Consider the following 26,152-nt stretch of genomic DNA (forward strand, 5'->3'; position numbering starts at 1 on the left):
AAATCAATATAATTATATGCCGGAAATAGATAAAATGCAATTAAGAGATTAAAAGAGAGGAAAAGAGATGAACATTGATAAAATATGCGAACAGTTAACAATAGATGAAAAAATCCGGCTTTTAGGCGGTGTTGGTGACTGGCATACTTATGACTGTAATGGGAAAATCCCCTCTATTATGATGACAGACGGACCACATGGGATTCGAAAACTGGAACAGGAAAAGATTGGGGATATTGAAACCAGTAAGCCAGCAACCTGTTTTCCAACTGCAAGTGCAATAGCCTGCAGTTGGAATCCTGCTATTGTTAAAAAGATGGGTGAAGCGATTGCGAAAGAAGCAAAAAAAGAGCAGATATCTATTGTGCTAGGCTGCGGAATCAATATCAAGCGTTCTCCTTTATGCGGAAGAAATTTTGAATATTTCAGTGAAGATCCGTATTTGACAGGAAAGCAGGCAACGGGATATATCGAAGGTGTACAGAGCCTTGGAATAGGTACGAGTTTAAAGCATTATGCTGTTAATTCACAGGAAACAAGACGAATGACATCCAATAGCCAGATTGATGAAAGAACTCTTAGGGAAATATATCTGTCGGCTTTTGAAGAAGTTGTGAAAAAAGCAAAACCGACTTCTGTAATGGCTTCATACAACAGGATTAATGGCGAATTTGGAGCAAGAAATAAATACTTACTGACAGATGTTCTGAGAAAAGAATGGAAATATCAAGGTGGTGTGGTGTCGGATTGGGGAGCAGCAAATGATATTGTAAGCTGTATGAAAAATGGTCTGACACTGGAAATGCCAGATCCGAAAGGCTTCCACACAGATGTGTTAAAAGAAGCGTATAAGGATGGCCGGATTACGGATCAGGAACTGGATAACTGGACTAAGAATGTTCTGCAGAATTTTGTATCACTTCATAAAAATATAGAAGAAAATTATGAGGTAGATATGGAAGAACAGAATCAGGTGGCACGTAAACTGGAAAATGAAAGTGCAGTACTTTTGAAAAATAATAGTGTTTTGCCAATTGGAAAAGAGAAGAAGGTAATCATTATTGGAGAGCTTGCCAGGCAGATGCGGTTTCAGGGAGGTGGGAGCAGTCATATCCAGCCGACGAAGATGACAAATGCGATTGAAGCAATACGTGAAAAAGGATATCAGGTAACTTATATACAGGGATATCAGAATGAAACGGAGGAATTAGGAGAAAAGCAACTACAGGATACGATAGAAAAACTGAAACAGGAATATAGAAAAAAGGATTGTGTGATTCTATATTTTATCGGTCTTACAGAATCTTATGAAGGAGAAGGATACGACAGGAAAAATCTTAAAATCCCTCAAAATCAGGAAGAGCTGTTGGCTGAAATTGCAGAAACTGTCGGAAAAAATCATATTGCAGCAATTAGTTTCGGTGGTGCGCCTATGGATTTTAGTTTTGAAAAGAATGTAGGAGCAATTCTTCACATGTACCTCGGAGGACAGGCTGTAGGGGAATCTGTTGCTGACTTAATCAGTGGTGAGGTGAATCCATCCGGTAAATTGGCAGAGACAATTCCGTTTTCAGAAAAAGATACTCCGGCATGGAGATATTTTGCACCTCCGAATGATGATGTAGAATACAGGGAAAGCATTTTTGTAGGTTATCGTTACTATGAGACATTCCATGTTCCGGTAAAATATCCGTTTGGTTATGGACTTTCCTATACTTCTTTTTCCTATTCGGAATTGAATGTACCTGAAGTATATAGTGGTGGAAAGATACAAATTCGTTTTAAAATTAAAAATATCGGAAAAGTGAGTGGAGCAGAAATAGCACAGTTATATATCTGCCCGATTGAATCAGATGTTATCAGAAGCCATATAGAACTAAAGGGATTTCAAAAAATATATCTGCATCCGGGAGAAGAAAAAGAAGTTATACTAGAGCTGGATGAAAGAAGTTTTTCCGTCTATGATGTAGAGAAAAAAGCCTTTTCCATGTTAAGCGGCAAATATCAGATCTGTATCGGAGCATCGGTACATGATTTGCAATTAAAGGCGAATATGGAAGTAGTAGGAAATAGTTATTTTAGAAATGAAAGAGAACTGTTTCCGGATTATTTTAGAGAGCAGCCACATGGAATGGAAATCAGTGCAGAACAATTTTATCAGCTATTAGGCGGTGAACCGAAACATGACAAAGAAAAAAAGCGTGGAGAGTATACGGTTTACGATTCCTATCAGGATGTGGTAAATGTCTCAATGTTTGGAAAAATTGTTCGTGGAGTCGTACATATTGGACTTAAGATTATACTTCGGGGAAAATCAGAGCGGGACCCGGCCTTTAAAATGGTAAAAATGGGAGTCGAAGAAGGAAATCTGGAAGGACTGATTGCAACCAGTGGTGGAATTGCAACTCCGAAGTTAATCGATATGTTAGTTTACAATGCAAATAAAAAATATCTGCAGGCTTTAAAAAGACTGCTGAAGAAATAGAGAGAGGGGGAAGTCGTATATGGAAAACAATAAATTGGATAAACGCACAAAATGGAGCTATTGTATAGGAGCAACCGGAAGAGATATGGCGTATGCACTTGTCTCTATGTTTCTTCTTACATACATTCAATATACGATGAAACTGACAGTTGCCCAATATGCAGTAATATCAGCAATTATGGTAGTGTGTCTGCTGTGGGATGCCATTAATGATCCAATGATGGGAATTATTATTGAAAATTCGCATTTGAAAGCCGGAAAATTTAAACCTTGGATTTTTATAGGAGTAATTTTAAACAGCCTGATAATTATCTGCTTGTTTACAGTAAGGCCGGAAGGATGGGGATTTGTTGCATTTTTTGGAGTGGGATATCTTTTATGGGGAATGACTTACACAATGAATGATATTGCCTATTGGGGAATGCTGCCGAGTCTTACATCAGATCCGGGAGAACGGAACTGGCTGGTAACCGTACAGGGAATTTTTATCTGTATCGGACAGTTTTCAGTTGCAGGTCTGCTCCCTGATATGGTAGCTGGAAATGCGATTATGGCATATCGGACGGCTGCGATTGTGATTGCTTTTTGTTTTATTGGTTTCCAGCTACTTACAGTGTTTGGAGTAAAAGAGAGAAAACGACCGGAAAAGAAGAGAACACTGTCATTAAAAGATATGTTTCATATATTCCTGAGAAATGATCAGTTGATAGTGATTGGAATTGCATGTTTATTATTCCAAATCGGAAATGGTCTTCTGATTATGATTGGAATGAATTTCTTTTATTTTGAATTTGGATATTCTGTAGGTGGCAGTCTTGTATTTTGGTTTACAATTATGTATGGATTAGGAACGCTGATATCAGAGGCATCTTTTGCGTGGCTTTCCTCAAAATTCACACGAAATCAGATTATAACTGCAGCTACCAGCATTACAGTCATTGGGTATATACTTTTTATGAGTGTAGGCTACATTGTACCAAAAAGTGTTGTTTTACTGAATATCATCGGTTTTCTAATCTTCTTTTCGCAGGGGGCATTCAATATGACGATGATTGTCATGTTAAATAATACCATAGAGTATGATGAAGTCCGGTTTCATGAACGACATGACAGTATTATCTCAGCAGTAAGATCTTTTGCAACAAAGCTGGCAAGTGCAGTTGATCAGGCGGTTGTTGCGTTAATACTGATTATAAGCAATATTTATGCAATCAGTCAGAAAATATCCGGATTAGAAATAAAAGCTGGTACAGGAGAACTTACTTCGGAAAATGTAATTGTACAGGCAGATAAATTTATTCAGACAGCAGATGCCGGACAAAGATTTATATTGCGTCTTGGAATTGTAGCTGTTCCGGTAATTTCTATAGGAGCTGCTTATATACTGATTAAACGGAAATATATTATTGACGAACGTAAGTATGAAGAACTGGTAGCGGAAATAAAAAGCACAAATAAAAAATGATTCAATTAGTTGTGATGACCTTATAATTGATGAGTTTAGAAAAAAGTGATATGAATGACAATTGATGATTTTATATATGAAAATAGTATTGTACGTGATAATGGTTCTGAATATACAGCAAATCATATAGATAGGGTGATAGAATCTGTTTGTAATAATTATGGATTAACTATAAAAATGATTTCTACAAATTATGCTTTTTCCACGTATTATAAAAGTGAGTGAAGAAAAGGCTTTGATTTGGGATCAAACATATTGGGAATTGTTCAGTCTGTATTTAGCGTATTTCACAGATTTAAATGCTATTCAAAAGAAGATAATTGTGTATGATGAGAGTTCTGTACAGCAGAAAATATTGATTCCATTTGCATATTATTTAGCATTAATTGTTGAAGATAAAGGAGAAGAAAATGTACTTGATCAAGACGATAAAAGGTGATATTACGAAAATAACAGATGTGCAGGCAATCGTGAATGCAGCAAACAGCTCTCTTCTTGGAGGAGGCGGAGTAGATGGTGCTATTCACAGAGCCGCAGGACCGGAACTTCTGGTGGAGTGCAGGACACTTCATGGATGTGATACGGGAGAGGCTAAAATCACTAAGGCATATAATCTGCCATGTGATGATGTTATACATACTGTCGGACCGATATGGAATGGTGGAAGAAATAGAGAAGAGGAACTTCTTGCTAACTGCTATTTTAATTCTATGAAGTTAGCAATGGATAATGGAATAAGGTCTATTGCATTTCCTTCCATATCAACGGGAGCATATGGTTTTCCGGTTGAGTTGGCAGCAAAGATTGCAGTACATACAGTAAACAGGTTCTTGCAAGATAATCCGGACAGCTTCGATTTGGTGGAATGGGTGCTGTTTGATACTCAGACTGAATCGGTGTATGAAGCCGAGGTTGATAAATTATACGACAAATAATTGTATTAATTATAGCAGACTTTATATATGACAGATATTTGAGACACATACACCATTAAAAATAGAATATAAGGATGCGTAAGGAACGATAAAATGAATTCATGCGGGAAAGGCATGGATTCTTTTTTTTGCTTCGAACGGAAGTCCTATCTGTAAAAAATATTTAAGTATATTAGAAGCAGATGCAAATGTCGTGTTAACACGACAAAATTGTCGCGTAAACACGGTCGGTAATTCATCCATGGCAATATACAATAAACATGTGCTTGAGAGAGCACGTCACGAGAGTGAAGGCGCCGGAGCTCTCCAATACGAAATCGTAAAGGAGATAATTTATTATGAGTAAGAGAAAAATATCACATGCAGAGGAGTATGGATGTTAATTGATGGAGGTGGCAGAAGTGAGCAGAACTAAATTTGATCCATATGTGATTGGAAATAATATAAGAGATTTACGTGAAAAAAGAAAAATGACACAGATGAAGGCGGCTGAGGAAATGGATATGAGTTTATGTCATTATGCACGAATTGAGGAAGGCTCAAAGGGAATGAGTATTCAGATGCTTTTTAGATTTATTAATTTTTACAAAACTGATGCAAATACGATTTTAGGAACATATTTAGGAGGGATGGTGTAAAATGGATAAAAAGGATTTAAAAGACGAAAAGCTTTTGTACAATGTGCGTGAGACGGCAGCGGTATTAGAGGTGAATGGGCATCTGGTATATGAGTTGATTAACAGAAAACTATTATCTGCACTTCGATTAGGTAGTCTAAAGGTTCGTAAATCAACATTGATAGATTTTGTTGAGAGATATGAAGGAATGGATTTGTCTGATTTGGACAACATAAAAGAATTGCAACAGAATATGAATTAGTGACATTAAGGTCAGTCTTGGAATCACCATGGTGTGGAAAGACTGACCTTGTTTTATTAGTATATTTCATAAGCGTTAGTATTGTAAAAAAAGATGGTGATGATATAATAAAAACGTGTTAGACACTTGATGTTATGTGTAGTGTGATTATGTCAGAATCAGGCAAAGTCAACGACAGGACAACATTGTAGAAAATAACATATTTCAAAAAATAATATTGGTAGCTCCCCTTTTATATGACAAAACAACAACAGGCAACTAAACCATTCACCGTTTAGCTGCCTATTATTGTTTAAAGAATTCATTAAAATCACAATTAAAAATCTTGGTCAATCCAATCAGCATATCTACCGTTGGGTTATTATAACCATTTTCCACCTTGCTGAATATGCCGGTAGTTACATTGATGCCATCACATTGGAGCTTCGCAATGACTTCGGTGGCTTTCAAACCCTGTTCTTTCCGCAGTCTCCGGATGTTAGAACCTACCAGTGGATGCAGGTGTTGATTAATTCTTTCTGACATATGTATCACCTCGTTGAGAAAATAATATCCAAAATGGAAGAAAAAAGTGTCCAAAATGGAAGTTTTGTAGTATAATCGAGAAAGGAGTTTATATAAATTTACGGAAGGAGAAAGTTTGATGGCTATTCAGGAAGTGATCAAATATGAAGGGGATAATTCAACTCTTATTTATAAGCATCCCGCAGAAGACTTTAATACGCTGTCACAATTGATTGTGCATGAGTCGCAGGAGGCAGTATTTTTCAGTGACGGACAGGCACTGGATTCTTTTAAAGCAGGTCGTTATACCTTAGAAACGAAAAACATTCCACTTATTTCCAAAATAAGAAATCTGGTTTCGGGCGGAGTAAGTCCGTTCCATGTGGAGGTTTATTTTATTAACCTTGCGACCATGATGGATATCGCATGGGGAACACCAAGTCAGGTGACAGTTCGTGATCCGAATTACGGCTATAGTTACAGTGCCGGTGCCAGTGGTTCTTTCGGACTGAAAATAGAGGATGGAAGAAAGCTTCTGATTAATCTGGTTGGTACCGAAAAAGCAATGACCACCAAAGATATTCAGAAATTTTTTAAAGACCTTTTAGTTACAAGAGTAAAAAATTGCATTGCAGTAGAACTCAGCAAATATAGCTACAATGTTTTCAACCAGCATTTGAATGAAATTTCCGAAAACGTTGCCGGTCAGGTGGAAAGCGACCTTGAAGGCTATGGCATCCGGATTTTAAATTTCTTTGTGTCTGCAGTTACCATTAAGCCGGACGATTTGGAAGAACTTAAAAAATTAGATAACAGCATGGCACAGAAGCGGTTTGAAGCAATGGGAAATCGTGATGCTACCGTAATTGAAGCAGAAGGACTTGCCAAAGCGAGAGAACTGCAGGGATATACCTGGCAACAGGAGCAGCAGTTTGATGTAAGCAGAACATTTGCACAGAATGAAGGCTTTGCAGCGAATCCGGCGAATATGATGGCACAGATTCCACTGGCGTTTTCCATGGGTGACATGATGAAAAACAATATGGATGCAGCAGTTCAGGCACAGCCGGTAACAGCAGCGCAGACAGGGACAGCAGCAATGCAGCCAGATATTGCAGCAACACAGTCGCAGCCAGCAGTACAGCCGCAGGCGCAAGGTGGAAATATTACCTGTGTCAAGTGTGGAACGAGTCTGTCGAAGGATGCTAAATTCTGTTTCCAGTGTGGTGAAAAAGTGGTGATTCCACAGAAGATTTTCTGCGCAAACTGTGGAAATGAAATGCCGCCGGAAGCTAATTTCTGTACGAAATGCGGAACGAGGAGGGAGAAATAATGTTCAAGTACATATTTTGCCTGATTGCAATATTGATGCAGCCAATTTTTGCATTTCTGGTATTTCATAAACAGGAAAAACAAAAGGCAGCATTAAAGATGCCGCTTGTATATCTGAGCGGAGTCTATCTTGTAATTCAGATTTTTGTTTTCTTTAAGGTCTGCCTGAAAATTCCGAAGGATTATCAGGTGTATTCCTATTTGTTACAGAGTGCGATTTTAGCAGTTTTCATTATCATTGAGATTGCTATGGCAGCAAGTAATAAATATATTACAAAGGTTCAGACACAGGAACAGAGTTCCATCGAAGTGTTTAAAGGACTTATTCAGCAGCTTGAAATTTGCAGAGTGCAGATTACAGATGAGGTCAACCGCAAAGAAATTGACAAAGTGCTGGAAAAGATGCGATACAGTGATCCGGTCAGTTCACCGGCAGTGGCAACAGAAAATGAGGCAATCAGACAGTTGATATTGCAGCTTTCTTCAACAACAGATGAAGCCGCTTTTGCGGAAATCTGCGGAGCAATCATGAAGCAGCTTGAAATCAGAAAAATAAAAAATACAAAGGAGCAGGGCTAGAAAATGGAAGAAATAAAATGTCCCAGTTGTGGCAGTGGTGCAGTAAGAAAAATTACAGATGAAAAGTATGAATGCATGGCATGTGATAATCTTTTCCTGGTACATAATTTATCAAAAGAGTTTCAGAAAACAGATGAACATATTGAAAATATTCATCAGGATTTGAAGAAAACAATTGAAAATATCAATCTGACTGCTGCTGTTGCCGGAGGAAGTGGAAGAGATGGTCTGGATAACCGTTATAAAAATGCCATGACATTACTAAATCAGGGAAACATTTCGGCAGCAAAAGCAGAATTTACAGGAATCCGTAATGATTTTATGTGGAGCTGTAAGGGCTATTATGGACTGATTTTATGTGAAAAAAAGAAGAAACATATAAATTGGGGGGAGATAGGAGATTATATTCAGCAAATATATCGCTGTGAGGATGTTACTCCAGAGATTCTTCAGGAGATGGAAGGCATTTTAAATGACGGCAAACAGATTGCTTTAGCAAATCTTGGAAAGTCATTGAATGAGCGGAATGCACAGCAGAATGAGATTAGTTCTAAAATACAACAGGTGACTGAAATGTCTAAAATGCAGGAAACTACGCTGACACGGAAAAGGGAAGAGTTTGCAGAGCGTTGGAGCCAGACTTCCCCTGTCCGCAAGGCAATTTCTATTGCAATCGGTATAATCTGTGCGTTAGTACTGGTATGGTGTGCGGTTTCCCTGTTCCGCTGGATTATTGATGTGAGACATTTATTCGCCAATGCAATGAATTATGGATTTTTTGCAGGAATTTTACGCATTTTATGGAGCTGTGTCCGGACAATTCTCCGTGTTGCAGTGTCTGTTGGTGTAATTATTATTGGTGTTATGATTTACTTTTTTATTCTTGGGTTTATTACGGCAAATCCACAGAAAGATGATGCACAGCTTAATATTGATAAAATGGATGAACAGATTCAGAAATTACAGGAAAGACATGAGATTTTACAGCGTCGCTTTGATGAGGAACAAATGAATATACAGAATATCAATCGTATCGGAAGCAGATTAGAACAACTGCAGCAGATAAAACCGGAAGAAATTATTCCTTTATTAATTGAAGCCGGAAAATACTACTAGTAGAAAAGGAGAAATGAAAATGGGATTCATGAAATCATTATTTGGAAATAAGGGAGTACAGCAGGAGATACCGGAATATAGAATTGTAATTACAGATGTTGGTCCTAACCCGGTACAGATTATATCAATTATTCAAAAATATCTGCAGTCAGATTATACGGAGTTAAGCAATTTAATTAATGGCAATATTTTAGATGAACAGTCAACCGTGTGTACATTAGAGTCTTTAGAATTATTACAGCAGATGCAACAGGAATTGGATGAGGCAGGTGCATTTACTTATATTCAAAAGAATTGGCAAGATGAAGATGATGCAGAAATGAATACATCTATTGCAATTTTTTCATTAGGAGATCAGGGAGAAAAAGTAATCGAAGCATATCATCAGATACTTGGATTAGATAGAAAAGATTTGGAATTAAAACTTTTAAATGATTTGTCAGAAAATAATGGATTTCAAATTTCAGCCAGAAATGAAAGAGTAGAAGAGTTAATAAAAGTTTTGGATAATCTTGGAGCAGATTATGAAATGGATATGAATGAAAATGATTCAGATGTGGATGAAGATGATATGTATGTAGAAATGGACACAGAAGCAGCATTGATTATTACATCTACAGGAGACAAGAGGGTTCAGCTGATTAAATTGATTCGAGAATATACAGGATCAGATCTTAGGGAAGCAAAAGAATGTATTGATGAAATTGAAGCTGGAAATGGTTTCTTTATAAAAGGTTCTTTGGAAGTATTAGAAGAAATGAAACAGGAACTTGATGCAATTGGTGCAACAAGTAAAATGAAGTATAGAGATAAACAGGAACAAGGTGGTTGTTATTGCAATAATTGCGGTGCCGAACTTGCATCAGGCACAAAATTCTGCCCGAAATGCGGCACCAAAGTTGAGGAAGCTCAGAAAATGTTCTGTTCACAGTGCGGAAATGAAATTATGCCGGGTGCAAAATTCTGCACAAAGTGCGGAGCAAGATGCATGTAACAGATACAAAAATAGAAGTTGAAAGAAATTGAGATGGAAAACATCTGCTTATCCGATTAAGGGAGGGCAGATGCTTTCTTTTTTTACTGACATTTTCATTTCATCATGTTATAATGCAATCAAAGCTTGATATTTCTATATACATTTCAATGGCACATAGCCTGTCAGAAGTATACCGGTATTCTATCATTTCGCCGGGTTCACCACATAACCTGATATGATAACAGGAATTTTCAAAGCTTTTATTTCACATTAAATGAAGCGGAGAGAATTCTTTCAGACAAAGGTTGTTGCGGTTAAGTGACATTGCAAAAGTATACTCTCCAAGACAAAAGAAAGGAGAAGAAATGTCAGGAAAAACAGAAAAATTACAATGGCATCCGGCGTTTTGTGCAGCAACAGAACTGGAACTGCGACAAGATCTGGATGTACTGGAATTAATTCCGGAGTATAATTTAAGTAAGAAACCACTTCAGATTGATCTTGTGATTATTAAAAAGATGGATTGGAAGCGGACGTTACAAAATGAAATTGGTCATATTATGAGGGGACACAATATTTTAGAGTATAAGGGACCGGGAGATGAATTGACGATAGATTCCTTCTTTAAGGTAATTGGATACGCCAGCTTATATAAGGCGCAGGGGATAGCAGTCAATAAAATTCCAGCATCTGAGGTGACCGTATCCTTTTTTCGGAATGCTTATCCGAAGGCACTTTTTCAGGAACTGAAAAAAGAAGGATATATCCTGAAAAAAATGTATCCTGGAATTTATTATGTAAGAGGAAAAGTTCCGTTCCCAGTACAAGTTGTAGTAACAAGTCAGTTGGAAAGAAAAGCTCATTGCAGCCTGCGGGTATTGACTACACAGGTAGAGATGCAGGATGCAGAACTATTTTTGGAACAGATACATTATTTGGAAAGTAAGAATGAACGGAGCAATATTGATTCGGTACTTCAAGTAAGTGTAAATGCAAATAAGCAGGTATATAGTCTGTTAAGGAGGCAAAATGAGATGTGTGAAGCATTGCGTGAATTAATGAAAGATGAAATTGAAAAAGAACTGGAAAATAAATTGGAGCAGGGTCGAAAACAAGGTCTGGAACAAGGTCTGGAACAGGGTTTGGAAGAAGGCTTGGAGCAGGGTTTGGAGCAGGGCGAAAAACTGCAACTAATTCGTCAGGTAATCAAGAAACTGCAAAAAGGCAACTCCGTAGAAGAAACAGCTGATATGCTGGAAGAAGAGCCGGAAAATATCAGGAAGATATATGAAATTGCAGCAACTATGGCGCCGGATTATGACGTAGAAAAAATATATCAAAAACTGTAGAAATTCAAATGGAAATATACCCAAGTAAGTCCCTAAGAAAAATTGTAGGGAAACACTTGACAAACATATTTTTATAAGATATAGTATAAAAGTACTAGCTATTAAGCTAATATAATTTTTCATAACTCATGCCTCTCGGGCTCTTCGGAGTTCGGGAGGTACTCCCCGAAAATATAGTCAGGATTTTATCCTGGCTTTTTTGTTTTACAGGAAATTGCTTTCCTGCAAAATGTGTTTTCTATAGTTCCAAAATGCTTGTAGGAAGCTAGCTATGGTATGCCTGACAGGTTATGCAGCAAGGAGGATGTTTTTATGAAGTTACTCTATGCAGAAGACGAAGAAAGCATGGCAGAAGCTGTTACAGATATTCTTGTATTTCATAAGTACCAGGTTGATACGGTATATGATGGAGAAGAGGCATTGGAATATGCAAGAAAAGTAATAACCAGGACACTTATTATGCTCTCGGAAGGACAACAAAGTGTAAAGCAACAGAATGAACCGCCGGTGCAGCCGGATGGAAACACCAGACAATAAGGAAGAATTGCTTGAAAAAGAAAAAACGGTGGTGTACTATAATGCTATGAGAAAATCAACAGAAAGGGAATATGAGTATGGATTTAGAGCAATGCTACAAGGAACTGGAGGGAGATTATGCAGAGGTCATGCGCAGACTCCGGAAGGAAGAGCTGGTACACCGTTTTTTGATAAAATTCTTAGAAAGCGATGAAGTACAGCGGATTGATGAAGCTTTACAGGAAAGGGATTATGAGAAAGCCTTTGATCTGGTACATACCTTAAAGGGAGAGACCATGACGCTCGGGTTGGGACGGCTGAGCAAATCAAGTATAATTCTGTGCGAACAGCTCCGCTATAAAATATACGGAGAAGAGATGCTGCAGCAATTTAGGAAAGTCAGAATGGATTATCAGAAGACAATTGATATTATCCGGAAATACAGGGATTCACAGCCGTAATTTATGCAGGCAGCCTGCCAGATTGCAAAATGTGTTTCATGTAGTTTTATGTTATTGTTATCAATGATATAACCATAGGTTATTGCATAAAAAAATATTATTACTTTAAGCCATTTTAGTATTGACAAACAGAACTGATATGCTAGAATAACTGTAATGTGAATGAAAGAAAAAGGATGGTTTTCGCATGAGAAAACAGGCATTATCTATTTTAGTAGAGAATACTTCTGGTGTATTAAGTCATATTTCAGGACTTTTCAGCCGGAGAGGATACAATATCGATAGTTTTTCTTCTGGTGTAACTGCAGATCCAAGATATACCAGAATTACGATAGTAGCAAGTGGTGACGAACAGATTTTAGAGCAGATTGAGAAGCAGTTGGCAAAGTTAGAAGATGTGCGCAATATTAAGAAATTAGAGCCGGGTACATCCGTTACAAGAGAACTGATTCTGGTTAAGATTAAAGCAAAGGATACAGAACGTCAGGCAATCTTAAGCGTTACCAATATTTTCCATGGCAAGGTGGTTGATGTCACTAACGATTCCATGGTAATTGAACTGACAGGGCATCAGGATAAATTAGATGCATTTATGGATCTGTTACAGGGCTATGAGATATTAGAGCTCGCTAGAACCGGTATCACAGGTTTGACCAGAGGGTCTGCCGATGTTACATATTTAGATTAATCATTAAAACAGGAGGCTGAAAAAATGGCAGCAAAAATTTATTATCAGGAAGATTGTAACCTTTCCTTACTGGATGGTAAGAAAATCGCCATCATTGGTTACGGTAGCCAGGGACATGCACATGCATTAAATTTAAAGGAATCAGGCTGTGATGTCATTATTGGACTTTACAATGGTAGCAAATCCTGGGCAAAAGCAGAAAAACAGGGATTCAAAGTATATACAGCAGCAGAAGCTGCAAAACAGGCTGATATTATTATGATTCTTATCAATGACGAGTTACAGGCAGATATGTATAAGAACGATATTGAGCCAAACCTTGAGCCAGGAAACATGTTAATGTTCGCTCACGGATTTAACATTCATTTCGGATGTATCAAACCTCCAAAGGATGTTGACGTAACAATGATCGCTCCTAAGGCACCAGGACATACTGTACGTTCTGAGTATCAGGCTGGAAAAGGAACTCCTTGTCTGGTAGCAGTAGAGCAGGATGCAACCGGTAAAGCACTTGACCTGGCATTAGCATATGGTCTTGGAATTGGTGGAGCAAGAGCAGGACTTCTTGAGACAACCTTCCGTACAGAGACAGAGACAGACCTCTTCGGTGAGCAGGCAGTTCTTTGTGGCGGTGTTTGTGCGCTTATGCAGGCTGGTTTCGAAACACTTTGCGAAGCTGGTTATGACCCGAGAAATGCATACTTCGAGTGTATCCATGAGATGAAACTGATTGTTGACTTAATCTACCAGTCAGGATTCGCTGGAATGAGATATTCTATCTCTAACACTGCTGAATATGGTGATTATATCACAGGACCTAAGATTGTTACTGCTGAGACAAAGAAAGCAATGAAACAGATTTTAACAGATATTCAGGATGGTACTTTTGCAAAAGAATTCTTACTTGATATGTCACCGGCAGGACGCCAGGTACACTTCAAAGCTATGAGAAAGCTTGCTTCTGAGCATCCATCAGAGAAAGTCGGCGAAGAAATTCGTAAGCTGTATAGCTGGAACAACGAAGAAGATAAGCTGGTTAACAACTAATCTGATACTTCAAAAAGATGATAAAAAAGCTGTCGCGATTGCGGCAGCTTTTTTTGACGCGAGAAACTCTTAAAGTATGTTTCTCGTAGCTGACAGGCATTTGTAAGAAACTGACAGTGATGCATCTTATTCGCCCGGATGAAATTTCTGGTAGAAATCAATAAATAATTCCAAGGATTTCGAAGGCTTTAAGGTGTTTTTATAAGCGAAGCCAATTTCACGCTTGTGAATTGGAAAACCAAGTGGAATCTCTAATAACTCTTTATTTGCAAGTTCGTTCTGGACAAATTGGCGGATGACGCAGGCAACACCCAGATTGGTTTTTGCAAAGTCAATTAAGAGGTCCATCGTAGAGACTTCGATTAAATCTCTGGTCTCAATTTTATTTTCCTGTAAATAATCATCAATATACTGACGGGTCATGTTGTGCTTATCAAGAAGCATCAGTGTAGAATTCTGTAAGATTGCATCGGAAGAAATGCCCCTTGCATTCAATACGTTTAAGTAAGCTTCCGTTGCAACAAAAATATCTTCAATTTCAGCCACATTGCTGAAATTTAAAGTCTTCTGGTTTTCCGGCCTTGCAATCAGACCGATATCAATTTTGTTTTCTTCTAACATCTGTAAGGATTCGTTAGTAGACTGGCATACGATAGAAATATTGATATGCGGATACCGTTTTGTGAAATCCTTTAAATAAGGTAAAAGCATGTATTTGCAGAGAGTGGAACTGACACCGATTTTTAAGTGGCCGACACCAAGTTCTAAGGAGTTCTTTAATTTATCTTCCCCTAAAGTCAGGGTTTCGAAAGCGGAACTGACATGAGTAAAAAGAAGTTCACCTTCTTCGGTCAGCAATACGCCGCGGGAACTTCGGCGGAAGAGTTCGCAGCCCAGGCTTTCCTCTAGTTTCTGTATGGATTTACTGATGGCAGGCTGGCTGATATAAAGCTCTTTGGCTGCCTTTGATATATTCTGTGTTTTTGCTACGGTATAGAAAATACGGTAACTGGATAAACTCTGCAACATTTATAGATTCCTCCGTGTTTATAACTAAAAATCATAATAAATATGTTTAATATGTATTTCCATTATACCACTAGCTGTGCTATAATAGCAACAGTATAGAAAAAATGATTTAATTTCAGGAGGAATTTCAAATGGGAATGACAATGACACAGAAGATTCTTGCGGCACATGCGGGACTTGATTCTGTTCAGGCTGGCCAGTTGATTGAAGCAGATTTAGACTTGGTATTGGGAAATGATATTACTTCACCGGTGGCTATCCATGAGATAGAGAAAATGAAAGTAGACGGAGTGTTCCATAAGGATAAAATTGCACTGGTTATGGACCACTTTGTACCAAATAAAGACATCAAATCTGCACAGCATTGTAAATGCGTCAGAGAGTTTGCATGCAAAAACGAAATCACCAACTACTTTGATGTAGGAGAAATGGGTATCGAACATGCACTTCTTCCGGAAAAAGGACTGACTGTTGCAGGAGATGTTATTATCGGAGCAGATTCACATACCTGTACATATGGAGCATTGGGAGCATTTTCCACCGGTGTTGGAAGTACTGATATGGCGGCAGGAATGGCAACCGGAAAAGCATGGTTTAAAGTACCATCCGCGATTAAATTCAATATCACAGGAAAACCAGCACCATGGATTAGCGGTAAAGATGTTATTTTACATATCATCGGAATGATTGGTGTGGATGGAGCATTATATAAGTCTATGGAATTCGTAGGTGATGGTATCCGGTATCTTTCCATGGATGACCGTTTTACCATTGCAAATATGGCAATTGAAGCCGGCGGAAAGAACGGAATCTTCCCGGTAGACGAGAAAGCAGAAGCATATATGAAAGAGCATTCCAAGCGCCCTTATAAAGTATATGAAGCAGATGAGGATGCTGTATATGATGAGGAGTATACCATTGACCTTAGTACACTTCGCCCAACCGTAGCATTTCCACATCTTCCGGAAAATACAAAGACCATTGATGAAGTAGGCGACATTACTATTGATCAGGTAGTAATCGGTTCCTGTACGAATGGAAGATTAGATGACCTTAAGATTGCAGCTTCTATCCTGAAAGGAAAGAAAGTAAAGAAAGGTTTACGTGTAATCGTAATTCCTGCAACCCAGCAGATTTATCTGGATGCCATGGAAGCCGGATATATCAGAACCTTTATTGAAGCAGGTGCTATTGTCAGCACACCGACCTGCGGACCTTGCCTTGGTGGCTATATGGGAATCCTTGCTGAGAATGAAAGATGCGTATCTACAACCAACCGTAACTTTGTGGGACGTATGGGACATGTGGATTCGGAAATTTATCTGGCAAGCCCGGCAGTTGCAGCAGCAAGTGCAATTACAGGAAAGATTTCCAGCCCGGAAGAAGTATAGGAGGATTAGAACATGAAAGCAGCAGAAGGAAAAGTATTTAAATTCGGTGACAACGTAGACACAGATGTTATTATACCGGCAAGATATCTGAATTCTTCCGACCCTAAGGAACTTGCCTTACATTGTATGGAAGATATTGATAAGGAATTCGTAAATAAAGTATCTGCAGGAGATATTATTGTAGCGGAGAAGAACTTTGGATGCGGTTCATCCAGAGAACATGCACCAATTGCAATTAAAGCCGCTGGTGTAAGCTGCGTCATAGCAGAGACTTTTGCACGTATTTTCTATCGTAATGCAATCAATATCGGACTTCCGATTATTGAATGTAAGGAAGCAGCTTTGGAAATCAAAGCAGGAGATGAGGTAGAGGTAAATTTTGATACTGGTGTCATTACCGACAAGACCACTGGAAAGAGTTTCCAGGGTCAGGCATTCCCACCATTTATGCAGAAGATTATCGATTGCGAGGGACTGGTAAATTACATCAATCAGAAATAGCAGAAAGTGTAGAAAGATAATTGATATATTTTGGAGAGATTTTAAGATTAGTATAAATTTCTGCATATTCTCTAGCGGATAGCTCTGTAATATAGTTTTCTTCAAAATTCTTATGAATACCGGCTGCCTTTGCCAGATCAACAGCTTTGTTGTAGGCAATGGCAGCTTTTTCTTCGGAAGAATAAGTACCAATGGAATAATTGCCATTGATATGGATAAAAGCCTGATAACGGAGGAGTCCGTTGTGTTCTGTTTGGGCAACTCCACGGTAGCGGTTAATGACAATAATATTGGCGTAGCTGTAATCGAAGGGGTTACCATTGGCGAAAGTGTAATCTACATCCAGTACCGCATGATTACGGACTCCATAGCGGGAGAGAATCCCGGTCTGCATGCCGTATTCATTTACAAAAAGCCGGCCACCACGCTGCATAATCCTGTGGCTGGAATAAAAGAATAAATCATCAATATCAAATTTATATTCCGTCTGTGGTGCGAGAAAATAGAGAAAATAATTCTGCTTCAGATAAATCGGATTCTTGATATAGACGCCGTTGTCACGGAAATTTAAAAGTGTAATGGCTTTGGCAAAATCTAAAAGTTTAATATATGCGGTATAATTTTCCAGTGTGATTTCAGACTCAGAAAGTAGAGAAGTCCCCTCTTTATAGGCAAGATGGGCTTCTTCTTCCGTTGGAAAGCTTCCAAGACTGATATGTTTTCTTTTATAGGTAAGGCTGGAACGGTAGTAGATGGTTCCGTCTTTTGTTTTGGCTGAAAAAGCACCGGGAAGCATGGTAAATCCTCACATTCTAAAATTCTTAGTTACAAATTATCTGTAAGAAGCTGCCGGTGGCGAGTTCTTACGGTAAGCATCACTTTGAGTATAACATTTTTAGGAAAGCATGAAAACAGGAAAATATCTTAAGAAAATATCAAACTTTTGAAATGAAAAATATGCTATGATGCCAATATATATTGGAAATTGCAAGGATATAAAAATTCGTGGAAATATCAGGAATATTTGGCGGCGTTATTGGAATAGTGATATGATTGCAGGTGGAAAGGAGCAATTCGTTGAAGCAGGAAAATACAAGAAAGAAATATCAATTAAAAAACTGGCTAAAAGCAGGGATGATTCTGTTACTGGTATGCCTTGGAGGGTTATATTTTTTCAAGACATCCGAACGGTTTCAAAAAAGTGATGAAGTAAAGATAACATTAAAGCATGATAATTTCTTTGATGACAGTGTGGCAGGGATATTGGAGGATCTGGATAATGAAATCGGGCTTCCTAAGAAAATTTATCTGGTGAACCATTTTAATGTGACTTTCTATGCTACCGGAGAGATTGCTGCAATAGATACGTTTTTCTATGGTGAGGATGAGAATGGAGAAACCAGAACCTATCTTGTGGACTATAACCGGAAGAAAAGCAGCAAAATGACAGTTTACATCAATAATTATGCCAAGACAGATTATGAAGAAGATATGTGCCTGACACCGCTTTTTGAACTATTGGGAAATATAAAGGTGAAAGAACGTGTAGATAGCTGGGCAGAAGAAACAAAGAGCCATACCTTTGGAATAAGTTATTCTGGGAAAAGAGCCTTTTCCAGTGCAGATAGCCTACAGGTGATAAATGCAGAAAATGCAGATATAGATGAAAATGAAGATATAGATGGAAATGCAGATACAAATGAAAATTCAATTTTAAGCCAGTTGGAATATGGCGGAGAAGTTACAGGTTTTGCAGTTACATTTTCTACTGGTGGCGAAGAAAATACAGGTGAAATTATAACTTATATCATAAATCCAAAATATACCAGTGCTGCAGTGTTAGCCCAGCAAAACCGGCAGGAGCAGATTGATGAAGCAAAAAACGGTGCTGGAAATGACACAACGGATAACAATGGGAATGCAGACACCAATGCCGTAGCCGGCAATGATGGCAATGATGAGGAAGAGAGCGGAGATGGCACTCCGTGGACAGAAAACAGGGAAGATGGAAGCGTGTACTTTTTTTTAGATGACAATACCGGTTATCGTCTGTTGGTGGCGGATGCAGCTGCCGGCAGCCGTTTTTATGAGCTTGAAATGACAAAGGATGGCGGGCAGAGCTGGAATCAGCAAAATGCAGATCCGTTTGATGGAAATATTGGTGTGGCAGAAGGAATAGAATTCTATAATGAAAATCTGGGCGTTATCGGATTGGCTGGAGCGTCAGGTGATTATTCCACACTTTATCTGACACAGGATGGCGGGAAAACATTTTCCATGATTGAACTTTCCATGGATGAAGTGACAGAACTCCCGGACACGGCAGCAGAGTATGGATTTTCCATATCAGACTATGATTATTGCAAGATGCCACAGCAGAAAGATGGAAAACTTATAATAAAAGTAATATCTGCTATGGGTGAAAACGATGGAATTCTTTTTGAATCCATAGATAGTGGGAATACATGGAATTATTCTGGGATAAGTTATTGACAGTAAACTGCAGGTTCTTATATAATGAAAGACAGAACAAATTTTATGCAGAGAGCAAAAGAGGGACAAAAAATGGATTTGATTTACACAAGTACAAGAAACTCAGATGAAAAGGCAACAGCTTCACAGGCAATTTTAAAGGGTCTTGCAGGAGACGGTGGTTTATTTGTGCCGGATTCATTACCAAAGCTTGACGTTGATATGGATACCCTGGCAAAAATGAGTTATCAGGAGACTGCTTATGAGGTAATGAAGCTTTTCTTAACAGACTTTACAGAAGAAGAGTTAAAGTATTGTATCAATAGTGCGTATGATTCTAAATTTGATACAGAAGAGATTGCTCCGTTAGTAGATGCAGACGGTGCATATTATCTGGAGCTTTTTCATGGAGCTACGATAGCATTTAAGGATATGGCATTATCCATTCTGCCTTACCTTATGACAACTGCTGCAAAGAAAAACCATGTAAAGAATGAAATTGTTATTTTAACAGCAACTTCCGGTGATACCGGAAAAGCTGCTTTAGCAGGCTTTGCAGACGTTCCTGGTACTAAGATTATTGTATTCTATCCAAAGAATGGTGTCAGCCCGATTCAGGAGAAGCAGATGGTTACCCAGAAAGGGGCAAATACACATGTAGTTGGTATTCATGGTAACTTTGACCAGGCACAGACCGGCGTTAAGAAAATGTTTTCTGATAAAGAACTGGCAGAGTTGATGGACAAAGCCGGATATCAGTTTTCCTCTGCTAACTCCATTAATATCGGCCGTCTTGTTCCTCAGATTGTTTATTATGTATATGCATATGCAAAATTATATGAAAATGGTGCAATTGCAAAAGATGAAAAGATTAATGTTGTAGTTCCAACCGGTAACTTCGGAAATATCTTAGCAGCTTTCTATGCAAAGAACTTAGGTCTTCCGATTGCAAAATTAATCTGTGCTTCCAATGAGAACAAAGTATTATTTGACTTCTTCTCAACCGGAACCTATGACAGAAACCGTGAATTTGTACTAACTTCTTCTCCATCCATGGATATCCTGATTTCCAGCAACTTAGAGCGTCTGATTTATCGTATTGCCGGAAATGATGCAGAGAAAAATGCTGAATTCATGCGTGCATTAACAGAAGAGGGCAGATATATGATTACCGATGAGATGCGTGCCCAGCTTGCTGACTTCTATGGCAATTACACCACAGAGGAAGAAACAGCAGAAGTAATCCGTGACCTCTATGAGAAGACCGGCTATGTGATTGATACACATACTGCTGTAGCAACCGGTGTATACCATAAATATGTAAAAGAGACCGGTGATAATACCAAGACTGTTATTGCATCAACAGCAAGCCCGTTCAAGTTTACCAGAAGCGTAATGGATGCCATTGATAAAGAAAAATATGATTCCATGACTGATTTTGAACTGGTAGATGAGTTAAGCAAGATTGCAAATGTAACAGTTCCACAGGCAATTGAAGACATCCGCAGTGCAGAAGTACTTCATAAGACAGAATGCGATGTAGAAGATATGCCTAAGACGGTAAAAGCATTTTTAAATATCTAAATGCTTATGTAAAACATAGAGAATCTGCTACCGGCAGTTTCTTATGGATACAAGGTAACAAAACCCTGTCAGAGAAATCTGACAGGGTTTCGTTTATGTAAATAAAATGTAAAGGTTTAAGATTAGATTTCCATTAGGAAGTGAATGGTTCCAAATGGGAAAATAATTGGAAATACATAAATCTTAGTGGCATTTGTAAGCGTTTCTTCCTCATGAACTTCCGGAGGACATAAGTTTAATTCCAGGGAAAATTCATTAGACATATTTACATTAAATAATCCATTGTGAAGATTTAAGAAATCTTCGATAGAAGCTTTTACATACTCATCGAATTCATGGAATTCTTCTTTGGCATAACGGGATGCAAAAGCAATTGCAACAGATTTACTCATGTCTACACCAGAATTGAAAGAAAGTAAACCTTCATCTTTCTGGGTAACACAATAGTTGGTCATATACTCGGATTTCATCAGTGGATTTAATGGTGTAAAATCCTTTCCGATGAAACGAACGATATCATTAAAGAGAAGATTAAGGTATGCAACAATCTTTCCTGACATATCAGAATTATCAAAATGGAAGAATTTATGAATCAGCTTTTCAACCATATCATTCTGTTCGTTAGCAACATTTAAATCATCAATTTCATTACTTGCCTGATATTCTGCAAGTAATTCCTCAAACTGACTGTTGGTAAGCAGTCCGTCTTCAATCAAAATCTGACCTAAAAGCAGGTAGTCTGGTTTCTGCGAGGAGAGTAATTTGTCAACCTGTTCCTTTGTAAGATATCCGCCTTCGATTGCAATTTCACCAAATTTCTTGTCTTCATGGGTCTGACGGCATACAATAGCGTCAACCTGGGAAGCATTTAATAATCCAGCATGAATTGCCAGAGTACCTAATTTCAGATAGGAAGAGGACTGCCTCTCTAATGCATCTACCAGTTTATCCGCAGGAACAGCACTTTTGCTTAAAAGAAAATTACCAAAAAACTGTGTATACATAATTATCTCCCTTCAAAATAATTCTTCAGTACCCGCTCAATCTGTTCAACATTCAACGGTTTCTGGATAAAGTCCTTTGCACCGGCTTCAATTGCATTCTTTAACTGAGCCTGTGTACCAACAGAAGATACGATAATAATAACCGCTTTCGGGTCAGATTCTCTAATTTCTTTTACAGCGGCAATACCATCTTTTACAGGCATAACAATATCAAGAAAAACGATATCAGGTTTATCGGATTTGAATTTGTCAATTGCTTCCTGACCATTTGCTGCCTCAACAAAAGTTGTACCACCATACTGCGCAATAATGTCTTTTAACTGTTTTCTTGCAAGAATGGAGTCATCTCCAATCAGGATTTTTGCTTCGTCTAATTTCATATATAATCCCTCCAAATACAACTAGAATAATTAGAACATATTAATATACTACAATAGTTGACCAAAAGTTTCAATGGCTTTTTCGATAAAATTCGTGGTTTTGCATAAAAAACAAATAAGAATAGAAGGTTATATGATAAATATGTTCACATAGCAATGTAAAGTGTGGTAAGATAAATCAGAGTCAGGAAAAAAGAGTAAAAGAGGTTACATATTATGAAAGTAAACTGGAATTTAGTAGTAGATGTTGTAGTAGCACTGGTAGGTATCTATGTTCTTATGAATGGCATATGGATGAAAAGTACCGGAAAGACAAGCAGCCTTCTGGCAACGCCGGAGGAATTAAAGAAATGTAAACATCCGGAGAAGATAAGAGAAGAGGTAACACCGAAAATGCTTCTTTGCGGGGCATTGGCATTAGTATATGGCATTGTGACGGCATTGGGTGAGACCATCTTTAAACTGCCGATTATTATTAAATCAGGAATCCTGCTGCTGCTGGTGTTATCCTGTCTTTTTTTGGTCAGTACATTAAAGAATGCCAGAGAGAAGTATTTATAAAAAATATTTATTTAGAATAATTTATAAAAAACTGTAGTTTATATCTGGAAAAGATACCAGATAAGAACTACAGTTTTTTGTGTCTAAGCATTCCATAAGAAGCTGCAGGCGGCAGAATCATGCGGTTTAACGTTTGTCAATCGGAACATATTCTTTGCGTTCACCGATGTTACGATATGCAGGACGCATAATTTTTCCATTCTGGGAAAGCTCTTCTAAGCGGTGGGCACTCCAGCCGGCAATTCTTGCAATTGCAAAAATTGGTGTATAGAGTTCTAACGGAAGGTCAAGCATATGATAAACAAATCCGCTGAAGAAGTCTACGTTTGGACTTACACCTTTATAGATTTTACGCTCTTTGGCGATGATTTCCGGTGCAAGACGTTCTACTAAAGAGTAGAGTGCAAATTCTTTTTCATATCCCTTTTCCTGGGAAAGCTTTTCCACAAAACCGCGGAAGATGACTGCTCTTGGGTCGGAAAGAGAATATACTGCATGACCCATTCCATAGATAAGACCGGCATGGTCAAAAGCTTTTTTATGAAGAAGTGCAGTAAGATATTTACCTACTTCGTCTTCGTCTGTCCAGTCTTTTACAGTGCGTTTCATATCTTCAAACATCTGAACTACTTTGATATTGGCACCACCATGTTTCGGCCCCTTCAGGGAACCAAGGGATGCTGCAATAACAGAATAAGTATCGGTTCCGGAAGAAGATACCAGATGGGTAGTAAAAGTAGAGTTATTTCCGCCACCATGCTCCATATGTAAGATTAATGCGATATCTAAAAGCTTTGCCTCTAATGGGGTATATTTACTGTCTGGCCGCAGAATATGAAGAATTGTTTCTGCAGTAGATAATTCCGGCTGTGGGGTATGAATATAAAGGCTGGCACCATCATGATAATGGCGGTAAGCCTGATAACCATATACAGAAAGCAGTGGGAATAAGCTGATAAGCTGCAAACACTGTCTCAATACATTAGGAAGTGAAATATCATCGGCACGGTCATCATAGGAATAAAGTGTAAGCACACTTCGTGCCAGTGTATTCATCATATCTTTGCTTGGAGCTTTCATAATAATATCACGTACAAAGCTGGTTGGAAGTGTACGGTATTCGGAAAGCAGTCCACAGAAGTTTTTCAACTGTTCTTTGGTTGGAAGCTCACCAAACATCAGAAGATAAGCGCATTCCTCAAAGCCAAAATGGCTGTCCGGTGCAATTCCTTTTACTAAATCTTTTACATTATAGCCACGGTAATAAAGTTCGCCTTCAGCTGGAATGTATTCTCCATTTACCAGCTTGGTAGAGCATACATCAGAAATGTGTGTAAGTCCTACCAGAACACCCTTTCCGTTTAAATCACGAAGACCACGGTTAACATTATATTTCGTATATAATTCAGAAGGAATGATGGATGATGCGGAGCATTTATTCGCAAGTTCCATTATTTCCGGTGTGATTTCATAAAAACGTCCTGTCATATTGTTCCTCCTCTTTTAATTATTTTAATATGTTATCATATTTCGGTTGTAGAAAACAAGAAAAAAGCGTAAATTTTAAAGAAAGTTTAAAATTGTTTTCTAAAAAATTTAGAATTATAGGAAGATAGTACTAATGTAAAAATGTTCTCTGATAAAACGTTTTTTGCTGGATAAATTACAGAATATATATTACAATTAAAAAAAATACCGGAGGTACAAAATGGAAAAAGAAGAATTATATCGTTATGTGGATCATACTGCGTTAAAAGCCTTTACCACATGGAAGAACATAGAAAAATTATGTGAAGAAGCAATAAAATACCATACCGCATCGGTCTGTATCCCAAGCTGTTACATCAGCCGGGTAAAAGAAACTTACGGCGATAAAATCAAAATCTGTACCGTAGTAGGATTTCCGTTAGGATATGCGAACACTGAAGGAAAGCTGGCAGAGACAAAGAAAGCATTGGAAGACGGCGCAGACGAAATTGATATGGTAATTAATATCTGCGATGTAAAGAATGGGGCATATCATAAAGTAGAAGAGGAAATCCGTCTTTTAAAAGAGGCAACAGGAGGTAGGATCTTAAAGGTTATTATCGAAACCTGTTATCTTACAAAAGAAGAAAAGATTGCCATGTGCCATGCGGTAACCAATGCCGGAGCAGATTTTATCAAGACATCTACCGGATTTGGAACGGCAGGTGCTACCATGGAAGATGTATTATTAATGAAAGAACACATTGGAGCAGAGGTTAAGATTAAGGCGGCCGGAGGAATCCGTACCAAAGAAGATATGGAAAATTATATTAAGGCAGGCTGTTCACGGCTTGGCACAAGTTCTGCCGTTGATATTCTGGGATAGCAGATATTAAGAGCAATGAAGAATGATAAGATAATGAAAAAAATTGTAAAACAGAAATAATTTAGAAAAGGTGAGTGTCATGGAGACGGACAAAAGACAATTATTAGAAGCGGCAAAAGAAGCCAAAAAATATTCCTATGCACCGTATTCCAATTTTCATGTAGGTGCAGCCCTTTATTGTAAGGATGGCAGTATCTATACCGGATGTAATATCGAGAATGCAGCCTTTACGCCGACAAACTGTGCGGAGCGGACAGCAGTTTTTAAAGCAGTATCGGAAGGAAAAAAAGATTTTCTGGCGATTGCTGTAGTAGGCGATAGGGAAGAACCGCTTACACCTTGTGGTGTCTGCCGGCAGGTGTTGACGGAATTTGTAGATGGAAGCACGTTTGAGGTAATTATGGAAGATGGAGCTGGCGGTATCAAAGTTATGAAATTAGAAGAGCTTTTTCCGGCATCCTTTTCACCGAAAGATCTGCAATCATAAATTGTTCCACAATTTGACAGGAATTTTACATTGAAAAACAACACATATTAGAGTATAA

28 protein-coding genes are annotated in these 26,152 nt (G+C 38.2%); 22 read left to right on the forward strand and 6 right to left on the reverse strand.

Annotated features, from left to right (window positions below; translation table 11 throughout):
* Positions 1-67 precede the first annotated feature (67 nt).
* From DWY37_RS01160 to DWY37_RS01185, 6 genes are all read left to right on the forward strand, one after another.
* Positions 68-2,485 (forward strand): glycoside hydrolase family 3 C-terminal domain-containing protein, encoded by a 2,418-nt coding sequence (locus tag DWY37_RS01160; RefSeq protein WP_118544394.1) that lies wholly within the window; start codon positions 68-70, stop codon positions 2,483-2,485.
* Positions 2,486-2,504: 19 nt separating this feature from the next.
* A complete protein-coding gene (locus tag DWY37_RS01165) occupies positions 2,505-3,950 on the forward strand; it encodes an MFS transporter (RefSeq protein ID WP_117947099.1) in 1,446 nt (481 codons plus the stop codon).
* Between the two features lie 217 nt (positions 3,951-4,167).
* Complete coding sequence (locus DWY37_RS01170) at positions 4,168-4,389, forward strand: hypothetical protein (RefSeq protein ID WP_147338618.1); 222 nt, start codon at positions 4,168-4,170, stop codon at positions 4,387-4,389.
* Entirely contained in the window at positions 4,361-4,885 is a 525-nt protein-coding gene (locus DWY37_RS01175) for an O-acetyl-ADP-ribose deacetylase (RefSeq protein ID WP_117698975.1), read from the forward strand. Before DWY37_RS01170 ends, DWY37_RS01175 begins: the two co-directional genes overlap by 29 nt.
* A gap of 401 nt (positions 4,886-5,286) precedes the next feature.
* Positions 5,287-5,523 (forward strand): helix-turn-helix domain-containing protein, encoded by a 237-nt coding sequence (locus DWY37_RS01180; RefSeq protein WP_158552122.1) that lies wholly within the window; start codon positions 5,287-5,289, stop codon positions 5,521-5,523.
* Position 5,524: 1 nt separating this feature from the next.
* Positions 5,525-5,764, forward strand: a complete 240-nt coding sequence (locus DWY37_RS01185) for a DNA-binding protein (protein ID WP_117698976.1) — start codon at positions 5,525-5,527, stop codon at positions 5,762-5,764.
* Positions 5,765-6,049: 285 nt separating this feature from the next.
* On the opposite strand, the gene DWY37_RS01190 is transcribed toward DWY37_RS01185, so the two are convergent.
* Positions 6,050-6,289, reverse strand: coding sequence for a helix-turn-helix domain-containing protein (locus DWY37_RS01190; protein ID WP_022242261.1), 240 nt, complete (start codon positions 6,287-6,289; stop codon positions 6,050-6,052).
* Between the two features lie 118 nt (positions 6,290-6,407).
* Between DWY37_RS01190 and DWY37_RS01195 the strand changes: the two genes are divergently transcribed.
* The 9 genes from DWY37_RS01195 (at position 6,408) to ilvC (ending at position 14,332) form a co-directional block, all read left to right on the forward strand.
* Entirely contained in the window at positions 6,408-7,601 is a 1,194-nt protein-coding gene (locus DWY37_RS01195; protein WP_118172539.1) for an SPFH domain-containing protein, read from the forward strand.
* Entirely contained in the window at positions 7,601-8,179 is a 579-nt protein-coding gene (locus DWY37_RS01200) for a hypothetical protein (protein ID WP_022242263.1), read from the forward strand. The genes DWY37_RS01195 and DWY37_RS01200 overlap by 1 nt, the downstream gene beginning before the upstream one ends.
* A gap of 3 nt (positions 8,180-8,182) precedes the next feature.
* A complete protein-coding gene (locus tag DWY37_RS01205) occupies positions 8,183-9,295 on the forward strand; it encodes a hypothetical protein (RefSeq protein WP_118544393.1) in 1,113 nt (370 codons plus the stop codon).
* Positions 9,296-9,314: 19 nt separating this feature from the next.
* Positions 9,315-10,289: a ribosomal protein L7/L12 gene (locus tag DWY37_RS01210; RefSeq protein ID WP_158552123.1), complete on the forward strand. Its 975-nt coding sequence runs from the start codon at positions 9,315-9,317 to the stop codon at positions 10,287-10,289.
* A 347-nt stretch (positions 10,290-10,636) separates the two neighbouring features.
* Positions 10,637-11,620, forward strand: a complete 984-nt coding sequence (locus DWY37_RS01215) for a hypothetical protein (protein WP_199534353.1) — start codon at positions 10,637-10,639, stop codon at positions 11,618-11,620.
* 312 nt (positions 11,621-11,932) lie between these two features.
* Positions 11,933-12,157 (forward strand): hypothetical protein, encoded by a 225-nt coding sequence (locus DWY37_RS16310; protein WP_279220175.1) that lies wholly within the window; start codon positions 11,933-11,935, stop codon positions 12,155-12,157.
* A gap of 71 nt (positions 12,158-12,228) precedes the next feature.
* Positions 12,229-12,597, forward strand: a complete 369-nt coding sequence (locus DWY37_RS01225) for an Hpt domain-containing protein (protein WP_117698981.1) — start codon at positions 12,229-12,231, stop codon at positions 12,595-12,597.
* 187 nt (positions 12,598-12,784) lie between these two features.
* A complete protein-coding gene (ilvN, locus tag DWY37_RS01230) occupies positions 12,785-13,285 on the forward strand; it encodes an acetolactate synthase small subunit (RefSeq protein WP_022242269.1) in 501 nt (166 codons plus the stop codon).
* A gap of 24 nt (positions 13,286-13,309) precedes the next feature.
* Positions 13,310-14,332 carry a ketol-acid reductoisomerase gene (gene ilvC, locus DWY37_RS01235; RefSeq protein WP_117698982.1) on the forward strand — a complete coding sequence of 341 codons (1,023 nt, stop codon included), beginning with the start codon at positions 13,310-13,312 and terminating at the stop codon, positions 14,330-14,332.
* Positions 14,333-14,458: 126 nt separating this feature from the next.
* Here ilvC and DWY37_RS01240 read toward each other — a convergent pair whose 3' ends face one another.
* The gene (locus tag DWY37_RS01240; RefSeq protein ID WP_117698983.1) at positions 14,459-15,361 is read right to left on the reverse strand and encodes a LysR family transcriptional regulator; all 903 of its coding nucleotides are present in this window, start codon (positions 15,359-15,361) and stop codon (positions 14,459-14,461) included.
* Positions 15,362-15,492: 131 nt separating this feature from the next.
* Here DWY37_RS01240 and leuC point away from each other — a divergent pair, with 131 nt between their 5' ends.
* On the forward strand, positions 15,493-16,752 hold the full coding sequence (leuC, locus tag DWY37_RS01245) for a 3-isopropylmalate dehydratase large subunit (protein ID WP_022243892.1): 1,260 nt from the start codon (positions 15,493-15,495) through the stop codon (positions 16,750-16,752).
* Positions 16,753-16,764: 12 nt separating this feature from the next.
* The gene (gene leuD / locus DWY37_RS01250) at positions 16,765-17,253 is read left to right on the forward strand and encodes a 3-isopropylmalate dehydratase small subunit (RefSeq protein WP_022243891.1); all 489 of its coding nucleotides are present in this window, start codon (positions 16,765-16,767) and stop codon (positions 17,251-17,253) included.
* On the opposite strand, the gene DWY37_RS01255 is transcribed toward leuD, so the two are convergent.
* The gene (locus DWY37_RS01255; protein ID WP_117698984.1) at positions 17,240-18,049 is read right to left on the reverse strand and encodes a hypothetical protein; all 810 of its coding nucleotides are present in this window, start codon (positions 18,047-18,049) and stop codon (positions 17,240-17,242) included. The genes leuD and DWY37_RS01255 overlap by 14 nt on opposite strands.
* Before the next feature lie 281 nt (positions 18,050-18,330).
* On the opposite strand from DWY37_RS01255, the gene DWY37_RS01260 reads away from it, so the two are divergent.
* Complete coding sequence (locus DWY37_RS01260) at positions 18,331-19,746, forward strand: WD40/YVTN/BNR-like repeat-containing protein (protein ID WP_117698985.1); 1,416 nt, start codon at positions 18,331-18,333, stop codon at positions 19,744-19,746.
* A 72-nt stretch (positions 19,747-19,818) separates the two neighbouring features.
* The gene (gene thrC, locus DWY37_RS01265; RefSeq protein WP_118542099.1) at positions 19,819-21,309 is read left to right on the forward strand and encodes a threonine synthase; all 1,491 of its coding nucleotides are present in this window, start codon (positions 19,819-19,821) and stop codon (positions 21,307-21,309) included.
* Positions 21,310-21,431: 122 nt separating this feature from the next.
* Here thrC and DWY37_RS01270 read toward each other — a convergent pair whose 3' ends face one another.
* Complete coding sequence (locus DWY37_RS01270) at positions 21,432-22,313, reverse strand: chemotaxis protein CheX (RefSeq protein WP_117698986.1); 882 nt, start codon at positions 22,311-22,313, stop codon at positions 21,432-21,434.
* 2 nt (positions 22,314-22,315) lie between these two features.
* On the reverse strand, positions 22,316-22,693 hold the full coding sequence (locus tag DWY37_RS01275) for a response regulator (RefSeq protein ID WP_117698987.1): 378 nt from the start codon (positions 22,691-22,693) through the stop codon (positions 22,316-22,318).
* Between the two features lie 216 nt (positions 22,694-22,909).
* Here DWY37_RS01275 and DWY37_RS01280 point away from each other — a divergent pair, with 216 nt between their 5' ends.
* Positions 22,910-23,254: a hypothetical protein gene (locus DWY37_RS01280; RefSeq protein WP_117946991.1), complete on the forward strand. Its 345-nt coding sequence runs from the start codon at positions 22,910-22,912 to the stop codon at positions 23,252-23,254.
* 126 nt (positions 23,255-23,380) lie between these two features.
* Here DWY37_RS01280 and DWY37_RS01285 read toward each other — a convergent pair whose 3' ends face one another.
* Positions 23,381-24,742, reverse strand: coding sequence for a citrate/2-methylcitrate synthase (locus DWY37_RS01285; protein WP_022243884.1), 1,362 nt, complete (start codon positions 24,740-24,742; stop codon positions 23,381-23,383).
* 220 nt (positions 24,743-24,962) lie between these two features.
* Between DWY37_RS01285 and deoC the strand changes: the two genes are divergently transcribed.
* Positions 24,963-25,607, forward strand: coding sequence for a deoxyribose-phosphate aldolase (gene deoC, locus DWY37_RS01290; protein WP_118542095.1), 645 nt, complete (start codon positions 24,963-24,965; stop codon positions 25,605-25,607).
* Between the two features lie 79 nt (positions 25,608-25,686).
* On the forward strand, positions 25,687-26,094 hold the full coding sequence (locus DWY37_RS01295) for a cytidine deaminase (RefSeq protein WP_022243882.1): 408 nt from the start codon (positions 25,687-25,689) through the stop codon (positions 26,092-26,094).
* Positions 26,095-26,152: the final 58 nt, after the last annotated feature.

The sequence above is a fragment of the Roseburia sp. AF25-13LB genome, assembly GCF_003478915.1.
In the GTDB taxonomy this organism is placed as follows: domain Bacteria; phylum Bacillota; class Clostridia; order Lachnospirales; family Lachnospiraceae; genus Roseburia_C; species Roseburia_C amylophila.